The organism is Cellulosimicrobium sp. Marseille-Q4280 (assembly GCF_943181405.1).
GTDB lineage: Bacteria > Actinomycetota > Actinomycetes > Actinomycetales > Cellulomonadaceae > Cellulosimicrobium.
In genome coordinates this window covers 175,069-201,162 of sequence record NZ_CALPBY010000006.1, presented here as the reverse complement: position 1 = coordinate 201,162, position 26,094 = coordinate 175,069, and the positions used below count along the sequence as shown (strand labels likewise).

Below are 26,094 nucleotides of genomic sequence, written 5' to 3'. Positions count from 1 at the left end.
CGTAGAGGATCTGGGACTGACGGCGGAGCGGAGACCGCGCCGGGCTCTGCTCCACCGGTACGGCCGCTTCATGACCAGTTCTCACGGTAGGCACGTGCGCGCCGCTCGCAACGTACGAGGAGTGGTCCGTCCGCCGTCCGCTCGGACCGTGCGGATGGACCGGCTGCGGTTGCGAGCCCCGCGAGCCTTGCGACGGTGGAGGTGGTCCAGCAGCAGGCCGTCGCACCCGCCGGGCCGCGGCTCGGCATCACGACCACGCACCGACGCCGGTGTGCCGGAGGAGCAGATCATGGCTACAGGAGAGACCGGGTTCGACGACGTCACGTTCGACCTCATCTCGGTGCAGTACCACTCGCTCAAGGCCGGGCACGACTACGGCCAGTACGTCCGTGACGCACGGAACGCGGGCAAGGAGGAGATCGCGTCGTTCTTCGAGAAGGTCATGCAGGAGGACTCCGAGCGCGCGCAGCAGTGCCACCGCTTCCTGGCCGAGCTGACGCAGCACGGCACGTCCGCCACCTCGCCGCAGGGCTCGCAGCAGGGCTGAGGTCGACCACGGAGGGAGCCGTCATGGCTACCTGTGACATGTGCGGGAACGACTACGACCGCACCTTCACCATCACGCGGCACGACGGGTCGAGCGGCGTCTTCGACTCCTTCGAGTGCGCGGTGCACGCGATGGCGGTCAGGTGCGCGCACTGCGGCTGCGCGGTCCTGGGCCACGGCGTCGACGTCGGGGACCAGACGTTCTGCTGCAGCCATTGCGCGCGCGAGACCACGGGGGCGGACCTCACCGACAGCGTGCGCGGCTGAGCCCTCGCCCGAGCGGGCCGCGGTGCGCGACGCGCCGCGGCCCACGTCGTGCGCTCGCGACCGGCGAGAGAGGCGACGCAACAGCGGCTGCGGGGTTCCTCCGTGGCGTCGCGGTAGTCAGAGCGCTTGAATCGTCGGGCCGGGCGGTGTCCGCCGCCCGGATCATCTGCACGAAGGACGAGGACCCTCATGCCCACGATCACCACCACCGACGGCGTCGAGATCTTCTACAAGGACTGGGGCAGCGGCCAGCCCATCGTGTTCAGCCACGGCTGGCCCTTGTCGTCGGACGACTGGGACGCCCAGCTCATGTTCTTCCTGCACCAGGGCTTCCGGGTCGTCGCCCACGACCGCCGCGGCCACGGCCGCTCCGAGCAGGTCGCCACCGGTCACGACATGGACCACTACGCCGACGACCTCGCCGCGGTCGTGTCGCACCTCGACCTGCACGACGCCGTCCACGTGGGCCACTCCACCGGCGGCGGCGAGGTCGTCCACTACCTCGCCCGCCATGGCCAGGACCGGGCTGCGAAGGCCGTGCTGATCAGCGCCGTACCGCCGATCATGGTGCAGACCGAGGCCAACCCCGGTGGTCTGCCCAAGGAGTTCTTCGACGGCGTCCAGGAGCAGGTCGCGACTCGGCGGGCCGCGTTCTTCCGCGAGTTCGCCGAGGGCCCGTTCTACGGCTACAACCGCGACGGCGCCGAGCCCGCGGAGGGCGTCATCGCCAACTGGTGGCGCCAGGGCATGGCCGGCGGCGCTCAGGCCCACTACGACGGTGTCGTGGCGTTCTCGCAGACCGACTTCACCGCCGACCTGCAGGCCGTGACGCTGCCGACCCTGGTGCTGCACGGCGAGGACGACCAGGTCGTGCCGATCGCCGACTCCGCCGAGCTGTCGGTCAAGCTCCTGGTCAACGGCACGCTCAAGACCTACCCGGGCTACCCGCACGGAATGCCCACCACCCACGCCGACGTGATCAACGCCGACATCCTCGACTTCATCCGCGGCTCCAGCGTCGACTGACCGGCTCCTCACGACTCGCGCCCGCGTCGCCGCGACCTTCCGTCTCCCGGCGACGCGGGCCCACCACCGGCCGATTCACGGGAGACAGGACGAATCCCCGCACGCCGGCAGAAGACCCGAGGGTCGTCACCACCACGCCCGCATCCCGGCTGCGCGGCCGTCGGCGAGGCCGAGATCGGCGTTCTCGACGACCGTCAGCGCGGCGCCGCCGAGAGCACGGTCCACCGTCTCGCTCGCACCGGTGCAGCCCCCGACGTCGACATCCGAGGGGGTTCGACTCACGGCCGGAGTCTCCCGCCGCCTCGAGCGCGAGGTCGGACGATCCGGGGAGGACGAAACGGCGGCGAGACCGCCCGGTGGCGTCAGGCGCCGTCGTCGCCGGACGCCTCGCCGCCGGAGCGCGGGTTGAGGTTCGCCGGGTCGGCGTCGGGGTCGCCCCCGTCGTCGGTGTCCTGGGCCCCCTCACCCACCCGTGGGTTGAGGGAGCGCGGGTCGGCGTCGGGGTCCTCGCCGGGGTCGTAGCCTCGGCCCTGCTCGTCGCTCTCGCTCATGTCGGCACCTCCGCAGACGACGTCGTTCCGGCGCCCGGGCGGGCGGCGGTCCCGTCACCGTCGCACGCGCCGTCAGCGCTCGCAGGCCCGGGGTGCCCACGGCGGCCGACCCTCGTAGCCTGACGTCGACGGCCGCCGCGTCACCCGGTCGTCACGGAGTCGAGAACTGGCCCCGCCCGGTCGCACGGCACGAGCCGTGCGGTGGAGTCAGGAAGGTCTCGATGACGATCCAGGACAGCGGCACTCTCGACGGGCTCCCGCGGCTGCGAACTCTCGCGGAGGTCGCGGAGCTGGTCGGTGTCGTCGACCCCTTGTACGTCCGGTTCAGCGGGGGGCCCGAGGACGACCGGCGGAGCGTGAGCCGCGACCACGAGAGCGGCTGCCTCCTGCCGGGGCTGAGCGTCAACCCGATGAACCCCGAGCCGTGGTGGGACCGGCCCGTCGAGCACTGGGTGGCGAGGCAGCTGTGCCAGTACGCCCATCTCATGACGACCGAGCGCTTCCCCTGGTTCCTCACGGGCGAGATCTCCGGGCGGGGTCCGGACTGCGAACCCCTCCTCGTCCGGGTGCTGCCCGTCGCCTCGCTCGACCCGGGCGTGGTGGACGAGGCGGGGCGCCTCTACCGCGAGGTGTTCGACGCCGGCGACGACGGCACCTGACGGAGCGCACGGGGCCGCGGTGCAGCGGTTGCGGGGGGCGACGACCGCACCGACCCTGGGGCTGGCCCGGACGTGGCCGCTCGACCGGCGCCCGGGAGGCCCTCATGACCGCGCTCGCGCGCACCGACGTGTCCGCCCTCGACGGGGTGCCCCTGGCAGCGCCGGGCTCGACGGGTGGTGGGGTGCTCACCGCCGACGACCTGGACACCGTGCGTCGCCTGGGCACCGACGTCCCCGCGACGATCGCGTGGGTCGCCGACGTCGCCGCGCGGCTCCCGCTCCCCGGCACGGGTCGCACCGCGGACCTGTGGGCGGCGCTCGCGGCCGTGGCGGCCGTCGACGTGGGCGTCGCCCGGACGCTCGAGCCGCACCTCGACGCGCTCGCGATCCTCGCCCAGGCCCCCGTCCCGGTCGATCTCGACGCCGTCGGGGCGGGCGAGCGCAGCACGTGGGGAGTCTTCGCCGCCGAGGGGCCGGGCGCGCGGCTCGAGGCGACCGCGACGCACGACGCGTGGTCGCTGACCGGCACCAAACCCTGGTGCTCGCTCGCGGCCGACCTCAGCCACGCGCTCGTCACGGCGTGGACTGACGAGGGCCGGCGCCTGTTCGCCGTCGACCTGCGCCCGGCGTCGGTCGTGCCGGCCGAGGGGCCGTGGGTCGCCCGGGGCCTCGCGCAGGTGGTCAGCGCCCCCGTCCGGTTCGACGCCGCCCCGGCCGTGCCCGTCGGAGCGGCGGGCTGGTATCTCGAGCGGCCCGGGTTCGCGTGGGGCGGGATCGGCGTCGCCGCGTGCTGGTGGGGCGGCGCCGTCGGGCTCGCTCGCACGCTCTGGGAGGCGCTGAGCCGTCGGGAGCCGGACCAGCTCGCGCTCGCGCACCTCGGGGCGACCGACGTCGCCCTGGGCGCGGCCCGCGCGGTCCTCGCGGAGGCGGCCGCCGCCGTCGACGCCGGTGTGGCGGGCGCGGACGCCGCGCTCGTCGCCCGGCGTGCCCGGTCGGTCGTCGCCGACGCCGTGGAGGAGGTGCAGCGCCGGTGCGCCCACGCACTCGGGCCCGGTCCGCTGACGACGGACGAGGAGTTCGCGCGCCGGGTCGCCGACCTCGGCCTCTACGTGCGCCAGCACCACGCCGAGCGGGACGAGGCCGCGCTCGGGCGGGACCTGCTCGCGGCGGGGGAGCGGCCGTGGTGAGCTTCGACCACAGGGAGCCCGGGACGTCCGAGGACGACTGGGTGCGCGCGGGCGTCCTCGACCGGCCGCGCGACCTCGACGTGGACGACGTCGCGGCGCTCGTCGTGCTCGCGGCGCACCCCGACGACGAGTCGCTCGGCGCGGGAGGCCTCGTCCACCGGCTCGCCGCACGCGGCGTGCCCGTGACCCTCGTCGTCGCGACCGACGGCGAGGGTTCTCACCCGGGCTCGACGACCTCGCCCGCGGAGCTGCGCGCGACGCGACGCCGCGAGCTGCTCGAGGCGGTGGACGCCCTGGCGGAGGGCTCGCGCGTGCTCCTGCTCGGTCTCCCCGACGGGGGCCTGCGCGAGCGCCGGGACGCGCTGCGCACCGCGGTCGGCGCGGCCCTGGACGTCGCCCGCGCCACCGCGACCGGCCCGGCGTCGACCGGCCCGGAGGGGCGCAGCACCCTCCTGTGCGCGCCGTGGCGGGGCGACGGGCACCGCGACCACCGCATCGCCGGGGAGGTCGCCGCCGAGGTCGCGGCGCGGCGCGGCGTCCGGCTCGTCGAGTACCCGTTGTGGCTCTGGCACTGGGGCGACCCGACAGGTCCCGACGTGCCGTGGGACGCGCTGCGCGGTCTGCGCCTCACCGACGCGGAGACCGCGGCGAAGGCCAAGGCCGTCGCCGCGCACGCGTCGCAGGTCGGCCCGCTGTCCCCGCGTCCGGGCGACGAAGCCGTCGTCGGCCCCGAGATGCTGCGCCACGCGGCCCGACCGGTCGAGGTGCTCGTCGAGACGGACGGGCCCGACCGGGAGGCAGGCCCGTCCGAGGCGGCCGGCGGGAGCGGGCGTGCCGACGCCGACCGCTCCCTGGCACGGGACTTCTTCGACCGCTTCTACACCGGTCGCGCCGACCCCTGGGGATTCGAGTCGCGCTGGTACGAGGAGCGCAAGCGCGCCGTCCTCCTCGCGTCGCTGCCGCGGCCGCGGTTCCGCGCGGCGCTCGAGATCGGGTGCTCCACCGGGGTGCTCACGGCGGAGGTCGCGTCCCGCGCCGACCGTGTCGTGGGCGTCGACGTCGCCGACGCGCCGCTCGCGGCGGCCCGCCGCCGCCTCGGCCCGGAAGTCGAGCTGCTCCGGCTCGACACCCCGGACGAGTGGCCGGAGGGCGAGTTCGACCTCGTCGTGCTCTCCGAGGTCCTGTACTACTACGGGCGCGAAGACCTCGACCGCGCGCTGGACCGGGCCGTCGGATCGCTCGCGGACGACGGGGTCCTCGTCGCGTGCCACTGGCGCCACGACGTCCCCGAGTACCCGCTCGCCGGGGACGAGGTACAGGCGCGCGTCGTCGCACGGCCCGAGCTGGGCGTCGTCGCGCACCACGAGGAGGAGGACTTCCTGCTCGACGTCCTGGCCCGGCGCCCCGCACGTTCGGTCGCGCGCGAGACGGGGCTGGTATGACCGCGGGGCGTCACGGCACGCGGGCAGCCGGCCCGGGCGGCGGTCGTGAGGGAGGTGCTCCTCCTGTCGGAGCGGTCCTCGTCGTGGTCCCCGCGCACGACGAGGAGGAGCTGCTCCCGGCCTGCCTGGACTCCGTGGGGCGTGCGGTCCGCACCCTGGGCGACGCGCGGCCCGGTCTGTCCGTCGTCGTGCTCGTCGTGCTCGACGGCTGCACCGATGCGAGCGCGGACGTGGTCGCCTCCGTCGGTGTGCCCGCCCTCGTCCTGGACCGCGCGGGCGTGGGCCCGGCGCGACGCGCGGGCGTCGAGGCGGCGTTCGACCTCCTGGGCGCGGGTGGGCAGGCCCGGGAGAGGGTCTGGCTCGCGTGCACCGACGCCGACTCGGTGGTGCCCGACCACTGGCTGACGCACCACCTCGCCCTGGCCGACGACGGTGCGGACGTGGTCGTGGGCACGGTACGACCCCGGCTCGACGACCTCTCGCCCGACCGTGTCGCGGCGTGGCGGGAGCGCCACGTCCCGGGGCACGCGAACGGGCACGTGCACGGCGCCAACCTCGGCATCCGCCTGGCGACCTACGACGCGGCAGGCGGCTTCGCGGCCGTCGCCGAGCACGAGGACGTGGGGCTCGTGCACGCGGCGCAGCGGTCGGGCGCCCGGGTCGTCGCCGACGCGGTCGGGGAGGTGCTGACCTCCGGACGGCTCGTCGGCCGGACCCCGGGCGGCTACGCGCGGCACCTGCGAGAGGACCTGATACCCCTCGGACGGTCCGCCTAGGCGCGGCACCGCGACCCCCCGAAGAGGCGAGCGGGAGCGTGTGATGCAGACACTGAGGTGACAGGAGGGGAGGCTCAGTGGTCGACGCACTGCAACCGGGTCGGGTCGCCCGCCTGCTGGCCCGGCTGGATCCGGGACTGCCGCTGGCGAGCGGGCTGTGCAGCGCCTGCGTGGAGGTGCTCGGCGCACAGGGAGGGGCACTGACGCTTCTGCCGACCGGCGTCGAGCGCTTGAGCGCCAGCACGTCGGACGCGGTGACGCGACGGCTCGAAGATCTGCAGGAAGTCCTGGGCGAAGGGCCGGGCCGGCTGGCATACGTCGAGAACCGCCCGGTCGCCCTGTCGCTCTCGAGGGACGCGGAGGAGCCTCCGGCGCTGTCGCTCTTCGCCTCCGCGGCCGCCGGTGTCAGGGCGTCGGCGGGGGTGGTCGCCGTTCCACTCCGCCTCGACCGGCGACCGCTGGGGTCGCTGACCCTGTACCAGGAGGCCGGTCGAGCACCGATCCCGACCGACGACGCACAGCCGCTCGCGGACACGGCCTGCGCCGTGCTGCTCGGCTCTCGTGCCCCGCTCGAGCAGCAGTGGCCCGACCAGACGAGGAGGCATCGCGCGATCGGGATGGTGATCGCCCAGCTGCGGGTCGGGCCCGACGACGCGCTCGCGGTCCTCCGCGGGCGTGCCCTGTCGCGCGCGTCCACGCTCGCGGCCGTGATCGACGACGTCCTGGAACGCCGTCTGAGCTTCGGGTCGGCGCGAGCCTCGTGAGCGGTCGTGTCCCCGACCGGGTGAAAGTGGGCTAGGTTCGGACCGTCGAGTCTTGCCCTGGCTCCTCGCCGACATCGAGAACCGGTGGTCAAGGATGTCCGTCCACGACGCAGAGATCGAGCACGCCCTGGCCCGGGGCGCCGGCCAGCAGATCGGCCGCTACCGGCTCGACCTGGCCACCGGCGTGTGGTGGTGGTCGTCCGAGACGTTCCTCATGCACGGGTTCGCGCCTGGTGACGTCGTGCCGACCACCGCGCTCGTCCTCGCGCACAAGCACCCCGACGACCGTGACCGGGTGCGACAGGTGCTCGAGCAGGCGCGTCGCACGGGGGAGCCGTTCTCCAGCCTGCACCGGATCATGGACGCCCGTGGGCGCGAGAGGTCGCTGGTCGTCGTCGGCCAGGGACGACGACGCGCCGACACGGGGCAGGTCATCGAGCTGGTGGGCTACTTCATCGACGTCACGCAGACGGTCCGGGCCGAGGCCGCGGCCCGGGCCGAGCGCGACATCGCCGCCGCAGCGCACAGCCGTGGACCGATCGACCAGGCCAAGGGCATGGTCGCCCTGGCCTGCGCGGTGGACCCGGAGGAGGCGTTCCGCCGTCTCCGCCGCGTGTCGAACGACCGCAACGTCCCGTTGCGCGAGCTGGCCGAGCAGGTCGTCGGCACGGCGACCAGCGGCGCACCGGACGTCGTGCGGCGCGTGGTCGAGATGCTCCGGTAGTCAGGCCCTCGGCCCGTAGAACCACCCGTGGAACGCGCTGCGGGCGCGCTGCGGGAGCACGCGGGACGCCAGGAGCATCGTCGTGCCCGCCGATCCCGTGGTGACCTCCGGGCGCCCCGCCTCGAGCGCGTCGAGGGCCTTGCGTGCCACCATGGCCGCGCCGGGTTTCGGCAGCCGTCCCACACGGGTGCGGCGCATCCCGGCCTCGGCGAAGAACGGGGTGCGCGTCGGCCCGGGCAGGAGCGCGGTCACGGTGACGCCGGTGCCGGTCAGCTCGCCCCGCAGCGACCAGGCGAAGGAGCGGAGGAACGCCTTCGACGCCGCGTACGTGCTGAACAGCGGGGCCGGCATGGTCCCGGCGACGGACGACGTGACGAGCAGCCGCCCGTCGCCCTGCGCGAGCAGCTCCGGCAGCAGCAGGTGGGTGAGGTGCACGACGGACCGGACGTTGAGGTCGACCAGCCCCAGCTCGGCCTCGAGAGGGGTCCGGAAGAACGGCCCGTGGACGCCGACGCCGGCGTTGAGCACCACGGTCCGCACGCCCAGGGAGCGGGCGCGGGCCGCGGCCGCCTCCACACCGGAAGGGGTCGTCAGGTCGACCTCCAACCCGGTCACCCGGACGCCGTCCCTGCTCCCCAGGTGCCGCACGGCGTCGTCGACCTCGCGGTCGGCGACCACCAGCACGTCGTGACCGCGCTCGACGAGCTCGCGCGCGATCGCGAGCCCGATGCCGCTCGAGGCGCCGGTGACCAGCGCGACGTCGCGGTCCGCCGGCCCGGCGGCCGGGCCCCGGGACCTCACGCCGCCCCCGAGGCGTCGTCCTCGGAACCCAGCGCGACGTCGGCCGGCGGCTCGCGCAACGCCTGCGCGAGGTGCCCGCCGAGGTAGGCGCTCGCTCCGGCGACGCCGTACGCGAGCAGCGAGACCGCGACACCCGCGCGTCGTCGGCCCCCGCGTCGCAGGAGCCACGACGCGCCGTACAGCACCGACACCCCGCCGTTCAGCGTCGCGTGGACGGAGCCCACGCGACGGGCCCGACGGTCGACCGCGAGGTAGTCCGCCAGCCCGGTGAGAGCAGTCGGGACCGCGGCGAGGAGGCCGAGACCCACGAGGCGCTGTGCCGCGGGGGCGCTGCGTTCGCCGCCCGTCAGGTCGAGCACCGCGGCGCTCGTCCACAGGCCGACCGGGACGTCGGTCAGGGTCGAGTGCAGCGCGTGGCCGAGCGACCGGCCGTGCAGCTCTTCGCGGAGCCTGCCGTGCGCGGGCACGACGGCGAGGGCGACACCCCGCACGATGCCCGAGAGGCCGTCGACGCTCGACGACTCCTCGAGCCGTCGCACGGCACCCAGCAGGGCGGGGGTGTCGGTCGGTTCGGTGGACATGGCGCCTCCTCGGTCGGTGCGCACAGGTCTCGACGCCTCGTCGTCGACCGTAGGCAGGATCCGCTCCGCACGCTCGCGCGCAGGACCGGGGTGAGAGGCCCCGAGGAAGGGTGCGGGACGACCCGGTCGCTCAGCCCCCGCTGACGGAGTCGTCGTCGGTGACCACCAGGGCCCGCAGGACCGTCTCCGCGACCTCCCGCCGGCTCACGTTGCGGTGCTGCGAGGCGGACTCCAGGATGCGTCGGGCCTCCGCCTCGCTGCAGCCGTTCGTGTGCATGACGGCACCGACGGCACGCTCGACGGCGACGACGTCGGACATCTCGCGGTAGAGGCCGGCGGTGCGGTCCTCCAGCTCGGCGAGCTCGAGGTGCAGCCGCACGGTGGACGCGACGAGCTGGGCGTACGAGTCGGCCGCCGCGCGCAGACGATCCGTCCAGGGGTCGGGCGACCGCGAGTAGAGGTTGAGCGCGACGCCGACGTCCGGTTCCACCAGGGCCGGGACGCCCAGCGAGGAGACGAAGCCCTCGCGCACGGCCTGGTCGCGCCACGCCTCCCAGCGGTCGTCCGTCGCGATGGCCGGCACGAGGACGGCCGTCCCGCGGCCGATCGCGTCGATGCACGGGCCGGCGTCGGCGAGCGCCTCCGCCTGGTCGCACCGCGCCGCGGACTCGGTGCTGCTCCCTGCGCGCAGGCTCAGTCCGTGCTCGCGCAGCGTGATGCTCACCTCGAGGTCGGACCCGAGGACCGCGGCCGCACGCTGGGCGAACTCGGACGGGTAGCGGGAGATGCTCATGGCGTCCGTCCTGTCTGACGGTGCACGCCGGTGTCCTGCGAGCGTGGCCGTCGTGTCGGCATGACGGCGGTCGTCGGACCGCCCTGACCTTCACCGTACGCAGGGCGCATGCGCTCGCACCGCAGGGTGCGTGCCGCTGCGAGCGCCGGGCGTCGTGCCCATGCTGGACGGACGACCGACCGACCGAGACGGGAGCACCCATGACGGACCAGACCACGCCGCAGGACCCGACCACGCAGCACCCGGAGCCGGAGCAGCCGGCCGACGACCTCCAGCCGCCCGGCCGCACGGGGGACATGTCGCAGGAGCCCGACCACGGGGAGGAGTCCTACGAGGGCTCGGGGCGCCTCGAGGGGAAGCGGGCGCTCATCACGGGCGGCGACTCCGGCATCGGGCGCGCGGTCGCGATCGCGTTCGCTCGCGAGGGCGCCGACGTCGCGATCTCCTACCTCCCCGAGGAGGAGGAGGACGCCCGCACGACGGCGCGCTGGGTCGAGGACGCGGGCCGCAAGGCCGTGCTGGTCCCGGGCGACATCCGGGAGGAGGCATTCTGCCGGCAGCTCGTCGAGGACGCGGTGGCGGGACTCGGCGGCCTCGACGTGCTGGTCAACAACGCCGCCTACCAGATGGCGCAGGACGACGGGCTCCGCGGCATCACGACCGACCAGCTCGACCGGGTCCTCAAGACGAACGTCTACGCGCTGTTCTGGATCACCCGGGCGGCGCTCGACCACCTGCCCCGCGGCGGCTCGATCATCAACACGACGTCGATCCAGGCGACGCAGCCGAGCCCGCAGCTGCTCGACTACGCGTCGACGAAGGCCGCGATCCTCAACTTCACGCGCGGGCTGTCGCAGCAGCTCGCCGAGGAGGGCATCCGCGTCAACGCGGTCGCCCCGGGCCCGATCTGGACGCCGCTCATCCCGGCGACCATGCCGGAGGAGAAGGTCGAGCAGTTCGGCGCGGACACGCCGCTCGGCCGCGCGGGCCAGCCCGCCGAGCTCGCGCCCGCCTACGTCTTCTTCGCCTCGCAGGAGTCGAGCTACATCACCGGCGACCGTCTCGGCGTCACGGGCGGCCGGCTGCTCTGAGACGTCGTCCCGTCGGCCGGGGCTGCGTCTCCCGGCGCCTCCTCGCCGCATCCCTCCCGGTCGCACCTCGGACACGTCACGAGATGCGACCGGGAGGACGCCGGTCGACGCTGGTCGCACGTTCGACGCGTCGAGAACGAGGCGCGTGCCGGGGCCTGTCCGGTACGCGGTGCCGTGCCGTGGCGGCCGACTCTCTCGAAGGAGAGACCATGTTCTTCCACCGTCAAGAGCTGCAGCACAGCGCCAAGCCCGACAAGCCCGACGCCGTCTACGCCCGCAAGCTCCAGGAGGTGCTCGGCGGGCAGTACGGCGAGATCACCGTCGCCATGCAGTACGGGTTCCAGTCGTGGAACGCCCACCTGCCCGGGAAGTACCGGGACCTCCTCTACGGCATCGGAGCGGAGGAGATGGGCCACGTCGAGATGCTCGCGACGATGATCGCGCAGCTGCTCGAGAAGGCGCCGGTCGGGGTCGTGGAGGGCGCCATGCAGGACGACCCGACGATCGCGGCGATCGTCGGCGGGACCGACCCGCAGCACGCCATCGTCGCCGGTGCCGGCGCGCGCCCGGTCGACTCGAACGGCAACCCGTGGACGGCCGGCTACATCACCGCGAGCGGCAACATGCTCGCCGACTTCACGGCCAACGCGAACGCCGAGATGCAGGGTCGGCTCCAGGTCGCCCGGCTCTACCACATGACCGACGACGCGGGGGTGAAGGACCTGCTCTCGTTCCTGCTCGCACGCGACACGATGCACCAGAACCAGTGGCTCGCCGCGGCGCAGGAGCTGCGCGACGAGGGCATCGAGGAGCTTCCCGTGCCGAGCACGTTCCCGCTGAAGCAGGAGGACCGGTCGGTGTCGTACCAGTACATCAACTTCTCGGACGGCGAGCACGCGTCCGAGGGCCGCTGGGCGAGCGGTCCGACCCCGGACGGCAAGGGCGAGTTCGAGTACGTCCCGACGCCGCCGGCCGGTGTCCCGATGCCGCCGCCCACCCAGCCCGACGAGCGGTTCCACGGCACCACGCCGAAGCCGTCCGGGCTCGAGAAGGCTGCTGGGGTCGTCAAGGACGCCCTCCACAAGGACTGAGGAGGTCCCGACCATCTGACGGACACACCCGTCGACCTGACGACGAGCGAGACCGGGCGCGACCTGCAGGACGTCCTCGGTCCGCTCGTCGCGCAGGGGCCGGTCCTCCGACGACCTGCGGCGGCTGCTCAGCCTGCCTGGGCCTCGAGGAGGACGTCGTGCGCGACGGCGGTCAGCGAGACGCCGTCACGCTCGGAGCGGGCGACCAGCTCGTCGTAGGCGGCGGAGACGTCGACGTCGAGGAGGTGGGCGAGCGCTCCCTTCGCCTGCTCCACCACGACCCGGTCCCGGAGGGCCCGTGCGATGCTCCGGCCGAAGTCCAGCGTGCTGAGGCGGTAGGGCTGGCCCACGACGAGCGTGAGCATGTCGGCGCACGCCCGCACAGAGCGGCGCTGCTCGTCGGTGAGGGGCTCCCGGCCGAAGACGTTGAGGCCGCCGACGACGCCCCCCTGCCACGCGAGCGGCACCGCGTGCACGACACGGAAGCCCGCGGCGACGATCGCGGGCCCCACGGTCGGCCAGCGGTCCACGATCTCCTGGCGGCCGACCGCCTCGACGGCTTGGCCGGTCTCGACCACGTCGACGCACGGGCCTTCTGCCCGCTGCGACTGGAACGCCTCGAGGTGCTCGGCCGCGTGCGACGTCGTGGTCAGCGTCTCCAGCCGTCCGTCCGCTCGGACGAGGAGCCCGGCCGCGTCCGCTCCGGCGAACAGCACCGCATCCCGGGTGAGGCGCGCGAGCAGGTCGGTGACGTCGTGCTCGCCGAGGAGCGCCCGGGCCGCGTCGGCGAGGGAGTCGGTGGGGGTGCGCGGCGTCATGGCTCCTCGGTCCTCTCGATCGTGATGGCGTCGGTCTCGTGGTCGGTGAAGCCGATGCGTCGCGCGAGCACGTCCTGCGCGACGTCCTCCAGCGTGGCGGAGCCGGCGAACGCGTGCGCGCGCAGGACCGCCAGCGCGTCGCGCGGCGAGATGTGCAGCTGAGCCGTGACCATGCCGGTCGCTTGGTGGATGCGGGACCTGGCCGACCAGTCGATCGACTCGATCTCACCGAGCAGGGCCGTCCCGACGGCGTCGGCGAGGAACTGGACGTCGTCGGCGTCGCGCGCGAGCCGGCTGGTCGTGACGTAGAGGCTGAGCACCCCGATGACCCGGCCCCCGGCGTGCATGGGCACGGCGTACGCCGTGGCCGGGCCGGTGATGGAGGCCACGAGGTGCGAGAAGACGGGAAAGGACCGGTCCGTCGGGCTGTCGCCGTCGAGCTCGGTGACGACGATGCGGTCCTCGTCGAGCGCGAGCTGGCCCGGCCCTTCGCCGAGCAGCTCCTCGAGGTCCTCGATCTCCGCCGACATCCCGTCGGAAGAGCTGACCGTCACGCGGTCCTCAGGCGTGGCGCGCACGGTCAGCGCGCCGCTCTGCGCCCCGAGGATCTCGACGCACGCGCGGCACAGCCGCGAGGGCATCGCCATGTCGGGGTCGATGCCTGCGAGCGACCGCGCGAGCAGTCCGAGCAGCGCCGACGCGTCCACCGCGCCCCCTTCCTCCTGTCCACCCTCACCCTGCCAGACCGACAAGTTTTCCACCGATCCGCGTGCTCGCGCGCTGTCGTCAGCGCTCGCGGTCGTCGACGACGTCGTCCCCGCTGCCCGGCGCGAGCGAGCGGAGGATCGACTCGGCGATCACGCGCCGGCTCACGCCGCGGTGCTCCGACGCCGACCGCAGCACCTCGCGGGCCTCGTCCTGGGAGCAGCCGTTGGTCTCCATGATCGCGCCGACGGCCCGCTCGACGGCGACGCCGTCCGACATGCTCCGGTACAGCCCGGCCGCCGCGTCCTCGACGTCGGCGAACTGCAGGTGCAGGCGCACGCCCGCGGCGATCAGGCGCGCGCACGCGTCGGCCGTCCCGAGCATCTCGGCGGGCCAGCCGTCCGGGGACCGGGAGTACAGGTTGAGCGCGACGGACACGCCCGGGCTGACCTCCGAGGGCACGGCGAGCGCCTTGGCGAACCCCTCGCGCGTCGTCTGCTCGCGCCACGCGTCCCACCGTGACTCCTGTGCGACGTCCGCGACGACGAGGACGGACTTCCCGATCATCGCGTCGATGCAGGGCCCGGCGTCGGCCCTGGCCTCTGCCTGGTCGCACCGTCCGGCGCCGTCCCCGCTGCTGCCGGCGCGCATCGTGATGCCGTGCTCGCGGACCGTGATGGACGCCTCGAGGTCTCCGCCGAGGGCGTCCGCGGCACGCGCCGCGAACTCGTGGAGATAGCTGGAGAGAGCCATGGGTCTGCGTCCCGTCTGGCGACCGACGCCAGTAGCGAGTCCGCCGCGCTGGATCGCCCATCACGGTCTCTCGGTCCCGGGGGGACGCGGAGTCTCCCCGAACTTCCACCGTACGCCCCCCGCGGGTTGCCAGTGGGCGGGTCGTGGCTACGGTCGGACCATGGTGACCGTCACGCGGACCGTGCGCTGCTCGAAGGACGCGGTCCTGGCCGTGCTCGCCGACGGCTGGACCTACGCGACCTGGGTCGTGGGCACCGCCCGCATCCGCGCCGTCGACGACGGCTGGCCCGCACCCGGCGCACGCATCCTCCACTCGGTGGGCCTGTGGCCGGCGCTGCTCGACGACGAGACGGTCGTGCGCGCGTGGGACCCGCAGGGCTCGATCGACATCCAGGCCCGCGGCTGGCCGGCGGGGGAGGCGCACGTCCGGATCGACGTCGTCGGGTCGGGCCCCGACACGTGCCGGGTCCGCATCGTCGAGGACGCCGACCGCGGCCCGGGCACGCTCGTGCCGAAGCCCGTGCGCAGCGCCGTGATCGCGCCGCGCAACCGCGAGACCCTGCGCCGGCTGGCGTTCCTCGCCGAGCGGCGCACGGCCTGACGCGTCAGGTCTCTCGGAGCAGGCGGGCCCACGCCGAGCGCGCGAGCGCGCGCGGGACGGCCTGCCACCCGCCTGCGGCCCCCAGCGCGGCCCGGGCGGCGTTCCAGCCGCACGCGCCGTGCACGCCGCCCCCGGGGTGGGCGGACGCGCTCGCGAGATAGAGCCCGGCGACCGGCGTCTCCGGTCGCCCGAGCCCCGGGGTCGGTCGGAGGAACAGCTGCTGGTGGATGGCCGACGTCCCGCCGTTGACGGCTCCGCCGACGAGGTTGGCGTCGGCGTGCTCGAGGTCGGCCGGGCTCTGGACGTGGCGGCCGACGACGGCGTCGCGGAAGCCCGGTGCAACGCGCTCCACCGCGTTCTCCATGCGCTGGACCTCGTCCTCGACCGCCTCGGGCGTCCACGCGACGCCGTGCGGGACGTGCGTGTAGGCCCACGCGGACTCGGTCCCGCGCGGCGAGCGCGACGGGTCGGACGTCGTCATCTGGCCGAGGACGAGGAACGGGCGGGCCGGGACGTGGCCCTTCGAGAGGTCCGCCGCCACGTCGACGAAGCCGGACCGGTCCACGCCGAGGTGCACGGTCCCTGCGCCGACGGCTCCCTCGGCGGTCCACGGCAGCGGCCGGTCGAGGGCCCAGTTGAGCTTGAACGTCGGGTGGTCCCACTGGAACCGCTCGAGGTCGCGGACGAGGCGCGGGGGCAGGTGCGAGGCGCCCACGAGGTCCCGGTACAGCGTGGGCGCGGTGACGTCGGCGAGCACGGCGCGCCGGGCGCGGACGTGCTCGCCCTGCGCGGTGCGCACGCCCACCGCGCGACCGCCCGCGACGTGCACCCGGTCCACGCGGGCGCCCGTGACGAGCTCCCCGCCGCCGGCGGCGAGCCGCGACGCGAGCGCCTCGGCGAGCATCCCCGCCCCGCCGACCGGCACGGGGAAGCCGACGTCCTGGCCGAGCATCGCGAGCAGCCACCCGTACACGCCGCTGCCCCCGGCGTCGGGCGGGACGTCGGCGTGCATCGCGTTGCCCGTGAGCAGCAGGCCGCCGCCCTCGCCGCGGAAGGTCTCGTCCGCCAGGCGACGCACGGGCAGCGTGGCGAGGCGCGCGAGGTCGAGCGCGCCGGGCACGCCGAGCCGGCGCAGCAGCCGCACGACCGGACCCGCGGCCGGCAGTGGGCTGAAGAGCGCGTCGAGCAGCGGGTCGCGGACGCGTGTCCAGGACTCGAACATCCGCAGCCAGGCCTCGCCGTCGCCCGGGGCGAAGCCCTCGAGCCCGGCCGCCGTGTCCTCGGGGTCGTCGTGCAGCACGGCGGCGCGGCCGTCGTCGAGCACGTGCGCGAGGACCGACGGCGCGCGCGACCACGCGAGCCCGTGGTCCTCGAGGTGCAGGCCGCGGATCACGGAGGAGCCGGCGGCGAGCGGGTAGAACGCGCTGAACAGGTCGGTGCGGAAGCCGGGCGCTGCCACCTCGGCGGTCCGGACGGCGCCGCCGGGCGTGTCCTGGGCCTCGAGGACCAGGACGTCCCACCCCGCGTCGACGAGCGCGTTCGCGGCCACGAGGCCGTTGGGCCCCGCGCCGACGACGACGGCGTCTACCGTGCGCACCAGCGGTCGCCCTCGCTCGACCGGTGGCCCTCGCCCGCCCGACCGCCCGGGCTCACCCGGTGGTCTCCGCCCACGGGTCGAGCACGACCTTGATGCACCCGTCCTCCTTGCGCTGGAACGTCCGGTAGGCCTCGGGCGCCTGCTCGAGCGGGACGCGGTGGGTGCGCAGGTCGAGCGCGCCCAGCGGGTCGGCGTCGTCCTGCACGAGGGGCAGGATGTCGTCGGTCCAGCGCCGCACGTTGGCCTGTCCCATGCGCAGCGTCACCTGCTTGTCGAAGAGCTGCATCATCGGCATCGGGTCCTTCGCGCCGCCGTAGACACCGGAGATCGACACCGTCCCGCCGCGCCGCACGACGTCGAACGCCGTGTAGAGCGCGGCGAGCCGGTCGGCCCCGGCGCGCTCGGTGAGCGGAGCGGCGACGGCGTCGGGCAGCATGCCGACGACCTTCTGCGTCGCCTCCGCGACGGGCGAGCCGTGCGCCTCCATCCCGACGGCGTCGATCACCGAGTCGGGTCCCCGGCCGCCCGTGAGGTCGCGCAGGGCGGACGCGAGGTCGTCGACCGTCGTCGGGTCGACCGTCCGCACGCCGTGCCGGTGCGCCATCGTGCGGCGCTCGGGCACCAGGTCGACGCCCACGACGAGACCCGCGCCGCGGTGCAGCGCGACGCGAGCGGCCATCTGCCCGATGGGCCCGAGGCCGAGCACGACGACGCTCCCGCCCTCGGGGACGTCGGCGTACTCGACCGCCTGCCACGCGGTGGGCAGCACGTCCGAGAGATAGAGGTACCGCTCGTCGGGGGTGCCGTCGTCGGGCACGGCGACCGGCCCGTAGTGCGCCTGCGGCACGCGCAGGTACTGCGCCTGGCCGCCCGGGACCTGGCCGTAGAGCTTCGTGTATCCGAACAGGGCGGCGCCCTTGTCCTGCGAGTGGACCTGCGTCGTCTCGCACTGGGTCTGCAGACCGCGGGTGCACATCCAGCAGTGCCCGCACGCGATGTTGAACGGCACGACGACACGGTCGCCGACCGTGAGGTCGCCCGCCGCGGAGCCGACCTCCTCGACGACGCCCATGGCCTCGTGCCCGAGCACGTCCCCGCTGTCGAGGAACATCCCGAGCACGCGGTACAGGTGCAGGTCGGAGCCGCAGATCGCCGTCGACGTCACGCGCACGACGGCGTCGGTCGGTTCCTCGATCCGGGGGTCGGGGACGTCCTCGACGCTCACGCTCTCGCGTCCTTGCCAGGTCAGTGCTCGCACGGTGTCTCCTTCGGGTGGTGGTGCGTGGTGCGGAGGGGGGTCAGCCCTTGCTGCCGGTCGTCGCCACCCCCTCGACGAAGTGCCGCTGGCCCAGGAAGAACAGCAGGATCATGGGGATCGTCGTGATGACCGACGCCGTCACGACGATCTCCCACTGCGACTCGCCGCCCGGGCCGAACTGGTCGATGAGGGCCTTGAGCCCACGGGGGATCGTGAACGTGGACGAGTCCTGCAGGTAGATGAGCGGGCGCATGAGGTCGGTCCACGACGCCTGCGCCTCGAAGAGGAACGTGAGGATGAGCGCGGGCCGGCACAGCGGCACCGCGAGGCGCCAGAACTGCTGCCAGTTGTTCGCGCCGTCGAGCTTCGCCGCCTCGAACGGCTCGCGTGGCAGGCCGAGGAAGAACTGGCGCAGCAGGAAGATGTAGAACGCGCTGCCGAAGAGGTTGCCCGCCCACAGCGGCACGTTCGTCCCGACGAACCCGAGCTGGTTCCAGATGAGGAACGTGGGGATCATCGTCACCGCGCCGGGGAGCATCATCGTCGCGAGCACGAGGCCGAAGAGCGGCCCCCGACCGCGGAAGCGGAAGAACGCGAACCCCCACGCGACGAGCGCGCTCGACAGCGTCACGAGCCCGGCCGCCAGGACCGTGACCACGACCGTGTTGCCCAGCCACAGCGCGAGCGGCGCCTCCTGCCAGACGGTGACGTAGTTGTCGAGCGTGAACGTGCTCGGGATCAGGCGGTTGTCGAACACGTCGGCCCGCGGCTTGAACGACGCGGAGAGCAGCCACACCAGCGGGTAGACGAACGCGACCGTCGCCAGGAGGAGCGCGACGAGCACGACGACGCGCAGCACGCGGCGCCGGGGGCTGCGGCTCCGCGCGGTGGCGCCCGGGGGCGGGGGAGGGACGACGGCGCTCGCGTCACCCGTCGCGGGGTCCGGCGCCGCGCCGGGTGCGGGGACCGCGGGGCGCGGGAAGGACGGGGCGGTGGTCATCGCTGCTCCCCCTCGTAGTAGACGAGGCGTCTCGACACGAGGAGCTGGACGACCGTCACGAGCATGATGACGACGAACAGGAGCCACGCCAGCGCCGACGCGTACCCCATGTGGAGCTCCTGGAAGCCCTCCTGGAACAGGTAGATGACGTAGAACAGCGCGGCGTCGTTGCTGTACGTCGAGTTGCCCGCGCCGAAGTAGGCCGAGTACGCCTCGGTGAACATCTGGAAGGCCGCGATGGTGTTGACGACGACGACGAAGAAGATCGCCCCGCTGATCATCGGGATCGTCACGGTGCGCGTACGGCGCCAGAAGCCGGCGCCGTCGACCCGCGCGGCGTCGTACAGGTCGTTCGGCACGTTGCGCAGCGCCGCGAGGAGGATGATCACGGCCGCGCCCACGGTCCACAGGCTGATGAGGACGAGCCCGGGCTTGATCCAGTCCTGGTCGGTGGTCCACGACGGGCCCTGGATGCCGAACCAGGACAGCACCTCGTTGACGACGCCGTACTGCCCGTTGAAGAGCAGCAGGAGCAGGACGCCCACGGCGACCGGCGGCGTCATCTTCGGGATGAAGAACGCCGTGCGGAAGAACCCGGCCGACCGGCCCGCCTGGTTGAGCAGCAGGGCGAGCCCCAGCCCGACGACCGTGTACAGCGGCACCTGGAGCACCGTGTACACGAGCGTGTTCCACAGGGAGAGCGAGACCTTCGGGTCCTGGAACATCTCCCGGTAGTTCTCCAGACCGACGAACGTCGGGTCGTTGATGACGTCGTAGTCGGTGAACGACAGGTAGGCGCTGTAGAGGATCGGCCACGCGGTGAAGACGAGGAAGCCGACGATCCACGGGCTGATGAACCGCAGCGCGGCGTTGCGCTCGCGGCGCGCGCCCGGGCTGAGGCGCCGTCGGCGGCGCGTGCCGTCGTGACCCCGCGACGCGGCGCCCGGTGCCGCGACGTCGACCGCGGTCACCTCACTCCTCCTCGTCCCACTGCGCCCACGCGTCGTCGAGGGCGCTCTGAGCCTCCTCCTGCGCCTGTGCCATGGCCTCCGCCGGCTCCTGCTGCCCGTTGAGCACGCGGTTCACCGCGTCCTGCCACGCCGTCTCGAACTCGTTGTCGGCAGGGTTCGCGGGGAGCGCGAACGTCGCGTCGTTCGCCTCGTACATCGCGTCGATCGCGTCCTGCCACGGCTGCGGGGCGTCGTCGGGCACGAGCTCGGAGCGGATCTGCTCGTCCGCCTCCTCGTTGCCCGTGAGGACGCCGGTGAAGACGAGGCCGTCCTGCTCGCGCGCGTCCGCGCGCGCCTGCGCCGCCGCGACCCACGCGTCGGTCTCGGTCATGAGCCGGGCGAACCGGCACGCGGCACCGGCGTTCTCGCTTCCGCGCGGCACGGCCCAGGCCGAGCCCGACGCGAAGGCGATCGGGTCGCCGTCGGTGGTGCGGACCGCGTCGAACGCCATGGGGGCGTCCGGCGACGACTCGTTGAGCACGTTGATGTACCACTGCTCCATGGGCATCGCGCCGAGCACGTCCGTCGCGAACTGGTTGCCGGCGCCGAAGAAGTCCGCCGAGTCGCGGTACGTCTTCACCGCGGGGAACCCGCCCTGGGCGTCGTAGATCGCCACGGCCCACTCGAGCGACTCGACGACCTCCGGGCTGTCGAGCTGCGCGGTCCGACCGTCCTCGGAGAGCAGGTCGGCGCCGACCGACTTGGCCCACAGCGGGAGGAACTCGGGCAGCTTGGAGTCGTACCCGATGACGCTCAGCGTGCCGCCGTCCGCGGACATCAGCGCCTCGTTGGCCGCGGTGACCGCCTCACGGTCGGAGCCGTTGACGTCCTCGACCGAGAGCCCCGCCGCGTCGAGGAGCTCGGCGTTGGCCATGGTCACCTGCACCTGGTTGAACTCCGGGATCCCGTAGACGCTGCCGTCGAACGTGACCTGCTCGACGGCGGTGTCGACGAACGCGTCCATGTCGACGTCCTCGGCCTCGACGCACTCGTCGAGGGACAGGATCGCGTCGCGCGAGGCGAACGTGCCGATCTGGTCGCGGTTCGCGTAGACGAGGTCGGGCGGGTTGCCGGACGCGACCGCCGAGAGGAACGCCTGGATGTCCAGCTCCCCCTCGGAGAGGTTCACGTCCGCGCCGAGCTCCTCGACCGCGCGCTCGTACCGGACCTCGCCGATCTCGTCGCCCGTGCCGAAGCCCATGACCGAGATCTCTCCGGGCGTCTCGTCGACCGAGAAGTCGGCGTCCGTCTCGGTGTCGCCCGTTCCCTGCGCGCACGCGGCGAGGGCGAGAGCCCCGACCGCCAGCATGCCTGTCCGTGCGGCTGCGGTGCCGCGTCCTCGTCGCATCTCCGGCCTCCTCGTGGGATCCACGGGGGCGGACGCAGGGGTCGACGACGCCACCGTGCTGCTCGACGGCGTCGGCGAGTCTCTGCACCGACGCCGTCAGTGAAGCACCGCCCTCCGGTGCTCACACCCCGAAGCGCTCCTCCGCCGCGACGGCACGCCCGGGAGCGACCCGCGAGGCCGTGCCGTAGCCTGCCGCGGTGACGTCTCCTGGTCCGGACGCCGCGGGCCGGGACGTCGCGGCCGCGGGCTCCCGCCGCCGACGCCGCCTCCCGCTGTGGGCGGTCGCGGCGGGCCTCGTCGTCGCGCTGCCCGCGACGGGCCTTCTTCCCGCCGACGACGCGCGGGACCTCGTCGTGCGCACCGGTCCGGTGCTCGTGTTCCTCCTCGCGATCACCGTCGTCGCGGAGCTCTGCGCGGGGGCAGGGCTGTTCGACGCGGTCGCCGGGCGCGCTGCTCGCGCAGCGCGGGGTCGTCGCCTCGTGCTGTGGGCGCTCGTCGTGCTCCTCGCGACCGTGAGCACCGTGGTGCTCTCCCTGGACACGACGGCGGTGCTCGTCACGCCCGTCGTGCTCGCCCTCGCGCGCCGCACCGGGACGCGGCCCCTGCCGCTCGCGCTCACCGTGCTCGCGCTCGCCAACACGGCCTCGCTGCTGCTCCCCGTCTCGAACCTCACGAACCTCCTGGCGGCGCACCGGTTCGGGGCCGGGTACGTCGGCGTGATGTGGCGGCCGGCGCTCGCGGTGCTCGTCGTGACGGTCGTCGTGCTGCTGTGCCTGCACGGGCGGTCGGTCTCGGGCCGGTTCGTCCTCACCGCAGCGGGTCCCACCCCGCCCGACCGCGTGCTCCTCGTGGTCACCGGCGTCGTGGTGGCCCTGCTCGCGGTCGCCTTCGCGGCCGAGCTGCCGGTCGCGCTCGCCGCCCTCGCGGGCGTGGCGGTGCTCGGGCTCGCGACGTGGTGGCGCCGGGTCCCCCTCCTCGTCCCCGTGCGCGAGATGGTCCCGTGGCGGTCCGCCGTCGTGGTCGCGGGCCTGTTCGTCGCCGTCGAGACGTGGCACGCGCACGGGCTCGGCGACCTCCTCGCCGCGGTCGCCGGGGACGGCACGGACGGGGGAGACCTGGCGCGGCTCGCCGCGACGGGAGTCCTCGCCGCCAACGCGGTGAACAACCTCCCCGCGTTCCTCGCCCTCGCGCCGACGGCGGGCGAGGACGTCGACCGTCTCGCGACGCTGCTCGTCGCGGTCGACGCCGGGCCGCTCGTCACGCCGTGGGCCTCGCTCGCGACCGTCCTGTGGTGGCAGCAGTACCGGCGCCACGCGTTCGAGCACGGCCCGCCACCGACGTGGCAGGTCGTCCGGCAGGGTCTCGTGCTCGCGCCGCTCGCCGTCGCGGCGGGGGTCGCCGCCGTCGCGCTCGCGTGACCACGCCGCCGGTCGTGCTCGGGGTGCCTCACCCGTCCGGGTGCCGAGCACGACCTGGGGGTCGCTGTCCGGCAGACCGCGACCCCCAGGTCGTGCTCGGCGACGCGCGACGTCGTGCTCGACGGCGCGTGGTGTCGTCAGCGCCAGAAGCCCTCGTGGGCGAGCGCGGCCTCGTCCTCGACGAGCGGCCCGACGACGTCGACGTGCCGCTGGCCGCGCGCGAAGACCTCGCGGCAGGGGAGCGCGAACGTCGGGTTCTCCGGGTTGTCGCCGGTCAGGCGCAGCAGCCGCTCCTCGGAGAGCGCGTAGACGACCCGCCCGACACCTGTCCAGTACACGGCACCGGCGCACATGGCGCACGGCTCCGCGCTCGTGAAGAGCGTGGCGTCCCGGAGCTCCTCGAGCGGGACGGACCGGGCGGCCGCGGCGACCGCGGAGAGCTCGGCGTGCTGCGTCGGGTCGCCCTCGGGCGGCATCGAGTTGTTCCCCGCCTCCGCCAGGATCGTGCCGTCGGCCGCCGCGACGAGCGCGCCGAAGGGGTGGCGCCCGCGGTCCTTGGCCTCCTGCGCGATCGCGATGGCGCGGCGCAGGAGCTCGAGGTCCTGGGCGGTGCACTGCTCGGCGGCGGCGATGGTGTCGGTCATGGTGTCCTTCCGTTCTCCGGAGCGGGTGCTCAGGCGGTGTGGGTGGTGACGGTCTCGGTCGGGGCAGGGGAGCGGGCGGTGTCCGGCTGCTCGTCGGGTTCCTCCGGTGCGGGCGCGTCGGGTGCCGTCGAGGCGTCACCGCGTCCGAGCACCGCGTTGAGCAGGACGGCGGTCAGCGCGCCGAGGAAGATCCCGCTCTCGAGCACCATCGACAGCGGACCCTCGATGCGGCCGAACAGCTCGGGCGACGCCATCGGCAGCACCCCGACGCTGATCGAGACGGCGACGACCAGCGCGTTGTTGGTCCCCGCGTAGCGCACCCGCGCGAGTTCCTGGATGCCCGCCGCCGTCGTCATGCCGAACATGACGATCGCGCCGCCGCCGAGGACCGCCGGCGGGATCGTCGCGATGACCGCGCCCACCTTGGGCAGCAGGCCGAGGACGATCATGATCGCTCCGCCGGTCGCGACGACGTACCGGCTGCGCACCTTCGTCATGGCGATGAGCCCCGTGTTCTGGCTGAACGCGTTGAGTGCGAACCCGTTGTACAGGCCCCCGAGCATGGTCGAGAGACCGTCCGCGCGGAAGGCGTCGCCGAGCCGGCGGCGATCGACCCGGACGTCGACGATCTGCCCGATCGCGAGCATGTTGCCCGTCGTCTCGGCGAGGATCACGAGCATCGCGAGCGACATGATGAGGATCGGCACGACGTGGAACTGCGGAGCGCCGAAGGCGAGGGGCGTGGCGAGCCCGACCCACGCGGCGTCGCCGACCCCGCTGAGATCGGTCGTCCTCGTCACCAGGGCGGCGACGGTGCCGACGGCGAGGCCGACCAGCACCGACAGGCTGCTCCACAGGCCCCGGCCCAGCACGTAGACCGCGACGGTGACGACGACCGTGAGCAGGCCGAGCAGCAGGTTGCGGGGCGCCCCGAAGTCGTCGCTGCCCTGCCCGCCACCGAGCCAGCCGGCCGCGGCGGGCATGAGCGAGATGCCGACGATCGTGATGAGGCAGCCGATGACCACCGGTGGGAAGAACCGCAGGAGCCGGGAGAACACGGGCGCCACGGCGACGGTGATCGCCCCGGCCGCGATGACGGCGCCGAACACGGACGGCAGGCCGTACTCCTGGCCGATGAGGAGCGCCGGGGCGAGACCGATGAACGACGCCCCCTGGACGAGCGGGAACCGCGCGCCGAAGCGCCACAGCCCGAGCGTCTGGACCAGGGTGCCGATCCCGCCGACGACCAGGTTCGCGTTGATGAGGGTGACCGTCTGCGACGCGGAGAGACCGAGCACCTCGGACAGGATCAGGGGGACTGCGACGACGCCCGCGTACATGACGAGGACGTGCTGCAGCCCGAGCGTGAGCGAGCGGCCGAGCGGCAGCCGCTGGTCGACGGACGTGGTCGGCGCGGTGACACGGTCGCGCCGCCTGGTCGAGCGGATCAGGGACATGGGATCTCCCGGTGACTCTCGGGCGGTCGTCGACGCTGACGACCGCGAGCTCTGTCCTGTGTCGGACGTTGCGGGGACCGTAGTGCTCACATCGGCGATACAAGAAGTCACTTACCATCGACAGAACCGATAGGAGGTGGCCGCGTGCGGATCTCGCTCGAGCGTCTCGAGGCGTTCGTCGTCACGACGGAGACCGGGTCGTTCTCCGCCGCGGCCCGGCGTCTCGGCAAGTCGCAGTCGACGTTGTCCGCCGCGATCGCGCAGTTCGAGGTCGACGTGGGCACCGACCTGTTCGACCGGTCCACCCGCCGCCCCACCCTCACCGACGCGGGCCGCCGACTGGCCCTCGAGGCGCGGACCGTGGTCGACCGCGCGCTCGACTTCGAGCGGCACGCGGACGCGTTCTCGCTCGAGGAGGCGAGCTCGCTCACCCTGAGCGTCAACGTGCCGCTCCGGGTGCTCGCGCCGCCCCTGCGGGAGTTCGGCACGGCGTTCCCCTTCGTGAACCTCGTCGTGCTCAGCTCGGTCGGCGACGCGGTGGACGCGCAGGTCCGGACGGGCGCGGCTGCGATCGGCGTGGGGTTCGCCGCGCAGAACTACGACCGGTCGCTCGAGTTCCGCCAGCTCGGCAAGCTGATCCTGCTGCACGTCGTCGGGCGCGACCATCCGCTCGCGAGCCGTCGACAGGTCTCCTTCGCCGACCTCCGGGAGCACCGCCGGCTCGCGTACAACGACCAGGTCGCGGTCCAGCCGACCACCGAGTATCTCCAGGCCGCGCAGACGTGGCAGATCTTCGGCTACGGACCTCTGGTCGAGCTGACGAAGGCCGGTCTGGGGTGGTCGACCGTGCCCCGCCAGCTCGTGCTGGGCGAGCTCGCGCGCGGGGACCTCGTCGAGCTCCAGCTCGAGGCCTACCCCTACACGGACTGGCTCGTCAGCGTGGACATGGTCTTCTCGCGCGCGCGGCGCCCGAACGCGCCCGAGCGCTGGTTGCGCGAGCGGCTCGCCCAGCACCGCGTCTCGGAGCGCGACCGGCACGGGAACGCCACGGCGCCGCACTGATCACGCGACCGTCCCCGCGCCGACCACGACCTGAAGGTCGTCATGGGCCGTATGACGTCGCTCATGGCGTTCTCGCGGCAGGGAACGTCGTGCTCGTGACGACGGCCGGGCACGACGCTCCGAG

The 26,094-nt window shown here is 73.8% G+C and carries 29 protein-coding genes; 14 read left to right on the top strand and 15 right to left on the bottom strand.

What is annotated here, in order from left to right; genetic code table 11:
• The first annotated feature begins 289 nt into the window (after positions 1-289).
• The 3 genes from NFS20_RS16235 to NFS20_RS16225 all read left to right on the top strand — a co-directional run bounded on the left by NFS20_RS16235 (position 290) and on the right by NFS20_RS16225 (position 1,839).
• Positions 290-547 carry an acyl carrier protein gene (locus NFS20_RS16235; RefSeq protein ID WP_251152845.1) on the top strand — a complete coding sequence of 86 codons (258 nt, stop codon included), beginning with the start codon at positions 290-292 and terminating at the stop codon, positions 545-547.
• 23 nt (positions 548-570) lie between these two features.
• Positions 571-813 carry a metallothionein gene (locus NFS20_RS16230; RefSeq protein WP_251152844.1) on the top strand — a complete coding sequence of 81 codons (243 nt, stop codon included), beginning with the start codon at positions 571-573 and terminating at the stop codon, positions 811-813.
• Positions 814-1,002: 189 nt separating this feature from the next.
• Positions 1,003-1,839, top strand: coding sequence for an alpha/beta fold hydrolase (locus NFS20_RS16225; protein WP_251152843.1), 837 nt, complete (start codon positions 1,003-1,005; stop codon positions 1,837-1,839).
• A 126-nt stretch (positions 1,840-1,965) separates the two neighbouring features.
• Here NFS20_RS16225 and NFS20_RS16220 read toward each other — a convergent pair whose 3' ends face one another.
• Together NFS20_RS16220 and NFS20_RS16215 are read right to left on the bottom strand one after the other, a co-directional pair.
• Positions 1,966-2,121: a hypothetical protein gene (locus tag NFS20_RS16220; RefSeq protein WP_251152842.1), complete on the bottom strand. Its 156-nt coding sequence runs from the start codon at positions 2,119-2,121 to the stop codon at positions 1,966-1,968.
• A gap of 80 nt (positions 2,122-2,201) precedes the next feature.
• Positions 2,202-2,390, bottom strand: coding sequence for a hypothetical protein (locus NFS20_RS16215; RefSeq protein WP_251152841.1), 189 nt, complete (start codon positions 2,388-2,390; stop codon positions 2,202-2,204).
• Positions 2,391-2,611: 221 nt separating this feature from the next.
• On the opposite strand from NFS20_RS16215, the gene NFS20_RS16210 reads away from it, so the two are divergent.
• The 6 genes from NFS20_RS16210 (at position 2,612) to NFS20_RS16185 (ending at position 7,942) form a co-directional block, all read left to right on the top strand.
• Positions 2,612-3,049, top strand: a complete 438-nt coding sequence (locus NFS20_RS16210) for a DUF6098 family protein (RefSeq protein WP_251152840.1) — start codon at positions 2,612-2,614, stop codon at positions 3,047-3,049.
• 104 nt (positions 3,050-3,153) lie between these two features.
• Entirely contained in the window at positions 3,154-4,236 is a 1,083-nt protein-coding gene (locus tag NFS20_RS16205) for an acyl-CoA dehydrogenase (protein WP_251152839.1), read from the top strand.
• Entirely contained in the window at positions 4,233-5,678 is a 1,446-nt protein-coding gene (locus tag NFS20_RS16200) for a bifunctional PIG-L family deacetylase/class I SAM-dependent methyltransferase (RefSeq protein WP_251152838.1), read from the top strand. The genes NFS20_RS16205 and NFS20_RS16200 overlap by 4 nt, the downstream gene beginning before the upstream one ends.
• Before the next feature lie 83 nt (positions 5,679-5,761).
• Complete coding sequence (locus NFS20_RS16195) at positions 5,762-6,454, top strand: glycosyltransferase family 2 protein (RefSeq protein WP_251152837.1); 693 nt, start codon at positions 5,762-5,764, stop codon at positions 6,452-6,454.
• Positions 6,455-6,531: 77 nt separating this feature from the next.
• Entirely contained in the window at positions 6,532-7,218 is a 687-nt protein-coding gene (locus tag NFS20_RS16190; protein WP_251152836.1) for a GAF domain-containing protein, read from the top strand.
• A 52-nt stretch (positions 7,219-7,270) separates the two neighbouring features.
• The gene (locus NFS20_RS16185; RefSeq protein WP_251152835.1) at positions 7,271-7,942 is read left to right on the top strand and encodes a PAS and ANTAR domain-containing protein; all 672 of its coding nucleotides are present in this window, start codon (positions 7,271-7,273) and stop codon (positions 7,940-7,942) included.
• On the opposite strand, the gene NFS20_RS16180 is transcribed toward NFS20_RS16185, so the two are convergent.
• The 3 genes from NFS20_RS16180 to NFS20_RS16170 all read right to left on the bottom strand — a co-directional run bounded on the left by NFS20_RS16180 (position 7,943) and on the right by NFS20_RS16170 (position 10,117).
• A complete protein-coding gene (locus tag NFS20_RS16180) occupies positions 7,943-8,743 on the bottom strand; it encodes an SDR family NAD(P)-dependent oxidoreductase (protein WP_251152834.1) in 801 nt (266 codons plus the stop codon).
• Positions 8,740-9,324, bottom strand: a complete 585-nt coding sequence (locus NFS20_RS16175; RefSeq protein ID WP_251152833.1) for a DUF2231 domain-containing protein — start codon at positions 9,322-9,324, stop codon at positions 8,740-8,742. The genes NFS20_RS16180 and NFS20_RS16175 overlap by 4 nt, the downstream gene beginning before the upstream one ends.
• A gap of 130 nt (positions 9,325-9,454) precedes the next feature.
• On the bottom strand, positions 9,455-10,117 hold the full coding sequence (locus NFS20_RS16170) for an ANTAR domain-containing protein (protein ID WP_251152832.1): 663 nt from the start codon (positions 10,115-10,117) through the stop codon (positions 9,455-9,457).
• A 200-nt stretch (positions 10,118-10,317) separates the two neighbouring features.
• Between NFS20_RS16170 and NFS20_RS16165 the strand changes: the two genes are divergently transcribed.
• Entirely contained in the window at positions 10,318-11,208 is an 891-nt protein-coding gene (locus tag NFS20_RS16165) for an SDR family oxidoreductase (RefSeq protein WP_285821143.1), read from the top strand.
• Positions 11,209-11,417: 209 nt separating this feature from the next.
• The gene (locus NFS20_RS16160; protein WP_251152831.1) at positions 11,418-12,299 is read left to right on the top strand and encodes a manganese catalase; all 882 of its coding nucleotides are present in this window, start codon (positions 11,418-11,420) and stop codon (positions 12,297-12,299) included.
• Between the two features lie 128 nt (positions 12,300-12,427).
• Here the strand turns inward: NFS20_RS16160 and NFS20_RS16155 are convergent, their stop codons facing one another.
• The 3 genes from NFS20_RS16155 to NFS20_RS16145 form a co-directional block, all read right to left on the bottom strand.
• The gene (locus NFS20_RS16155) at positions 12,428-13,117 is read right to left on the bottom strand and encodes a GAF and ANTAR domain-containing protein (protein WP_251152830.1); all 690 of its coding nucleotides are present in this window, start codon (positions 13,115-13,117) and stop codon (positions 12,428-12,430) included.
• The gene (locus NFS20_RS16150; protein ID WP_251152829.1) at positions 13,114-13,824 is read right to left on the bottom strand and encodes a GAF and ANTAR domain-containing protein; all 711 of its coding nucleotides are present in this window, start codon (positions 13,822-13,824) and stop codon (positions 13,114-13,116) included. Before NFS20_RS16150 ends, NFS20_RS16155 begins: the two co-directional genes overlap by 4 nt.
• Positions 13,825-13,903: 79 nt before the next feature.
• Positions 13,904-14,575 carry an ANTAR domain-containing protein gene (locus tag NFS20_RS16145; protein WP_251152828.1) on the bottom strand — a complete coding sequence of 224 codons (672 nt, stop codon included), beginning with the start codon at positions 14,573-14,575 and terminating at the stop codon, positions 13,904-13,906.
• A gap of 160 nt (positions 14,576-14,735) precedes the next feature.
• Here NFS20_RS16145 and NFS20_RS16140 point away from each other — a divergent pair, with 160 nt between their 5' ends.
• The gene (locus NFS20_RS16140) at positions 14,736-15,176 is read left to right on the top strand and encodes an SRPBCC family protein (RefSeq protein ID WP_251152827.1); all 441 of its coding nucleotides are present in this window, start codon (positions 14,736-14,738) and stop codon (positions 15,174-15,176) included.
• A 4-nt stretch (positions 15,177-15,180) separates the two neighbouring features.
• Here NFS20_RS16140 and NFS20_RS16135 read toward each other — a convergent pair whose 3' ends face one another.
• Genes NFS20_RS16135 through NFS20_RS16115 form a run of 5 tightly spaced genes read right to left on the bottom strand, consistent with a single transcriptional unit; the run spans position 15,181 to position 21,389 of the window.
• Positions 15,181-16,773 carry a phytoene desaturase family protein gene (locus tag NFS20_RS16135; RefSeq protein WP_251152826.1) on the bottom strand — a complete coding sequence of 531 codons (1,593 nt, stop codon included), beginning with the start codon at positions 16,771-16,773 and terminating at the stop codon, positions 15,181-15,183.
• A gap of 52 nt (positions 16,774-16,825) precedes the next feature.
• Entirely contained in the window at positions 16,826-18,031 is a 1,206-nt protein-coding gene (locus NFS20_RS16130) for a zinc-dependent alcohol dehydrogenase (RefSeq protein ID WP_251152825.1), read from the bottom strand.
• Between the two features lie 40 nt (positions 18,032-18,071).
• Complete coding sequence (locus NFS20_RS16125; RefSeq protein WP_251152824.1) at positions 18,072-19,031, bottom strand: carbohydrate ABC transporter permease; 960 nt, start codon at positions 19,029-19,031, stop codon at positions 18,072-18,074.
• Positions 19,028-20,002 carry a carbohydrate ABC transporter permease gene (locus tag NFS20_RS16120; protein WP_251152823.1) on the bottom strand — a complete coding sequence of 325 codons (975 nt, stop codon included), beginning with the start codon at positions 20,000-20,002 and terminating at the stop codon, positions 19,028-19,030. Before NFS20_RS16120 ends, NFS20_RS16125 begins: the two co-directional genes overlap by 4 nt.
• A 1-nt stretch (position 20,003) precedes the next feature.
• On the bottom strand, positions 20,004-21,389 hold the full coding sequence (locus NFS20_RS16115) for a type 2 periplasmic-binding domain-containing protein (protein WP_251152822.1): 1,386 nt from the start codon (positions 21,387-21,389) through the stop codon (positions 20,004-20,006).
• A 197-nt stretch (positions 21,390-21,586) separates the two neighbouring features.
• Here NFS20_RS16115 and NFS20_RS16110 point away from each other — a divergent pair, with 197 nt between their 5' ends.
• Entirely contained in the window at positions 21,587-22,807 is a 1,221-nt protein-coding gene (locus NFS20_RS16110; protein ID WP_251152821.1) for an SLC13 family permease, read from the top strand.
• A gap of 137 nt (positions 22,808-22,944) precedes the next feature.
• Here NFS20_RS16110 and NFS20_RS16105 read toward each other — a convergent pair whose 3' ends face one another.
• Complete coding sequence (locus NFS20_RS16105) at positions 22,945-23,451, bottom strand: nucleoside deaminase (protein ID WP_251152820.1); 507 nt, start codon at positions 23,449-23,451, stop codon at positions 22,945-22,947.
• 29 nt (positions 23,452-23,480) lie between these two features.
• Positions 23,481-24,908, bottom strand: a complete 1,428-nt coding sequence (locus NFS20_RS16100) for a nucleobase:cation symporter-2 family protein (RefSeq protein ID WP_251152819.1) — start codon at positions 24,906-24,908, stop codon at positions 23,481-23,483.
• A 144-nt stretch (positions 24,909-25,052) separates the two neighbouring features.
• On the opposite strand from NFS20_RS16100, the gene NFS20_RS16095 reads away from it, so the two are divergent.
• The gene (locus tag NFS20_RS16095; RefSeq protein ID WP_251152818.1) at positions 25,053-25,970 is read left to right on the top strand and encodes a LysR family transcriptional regulator; all 918 of its coding nucleotides are present in this window, start codon (positions 25,053-25,055) and stop codon (positions 25,968-25,970) included.
• Positions 25,971-26,094: the final 124 nt, after the last annotated feature.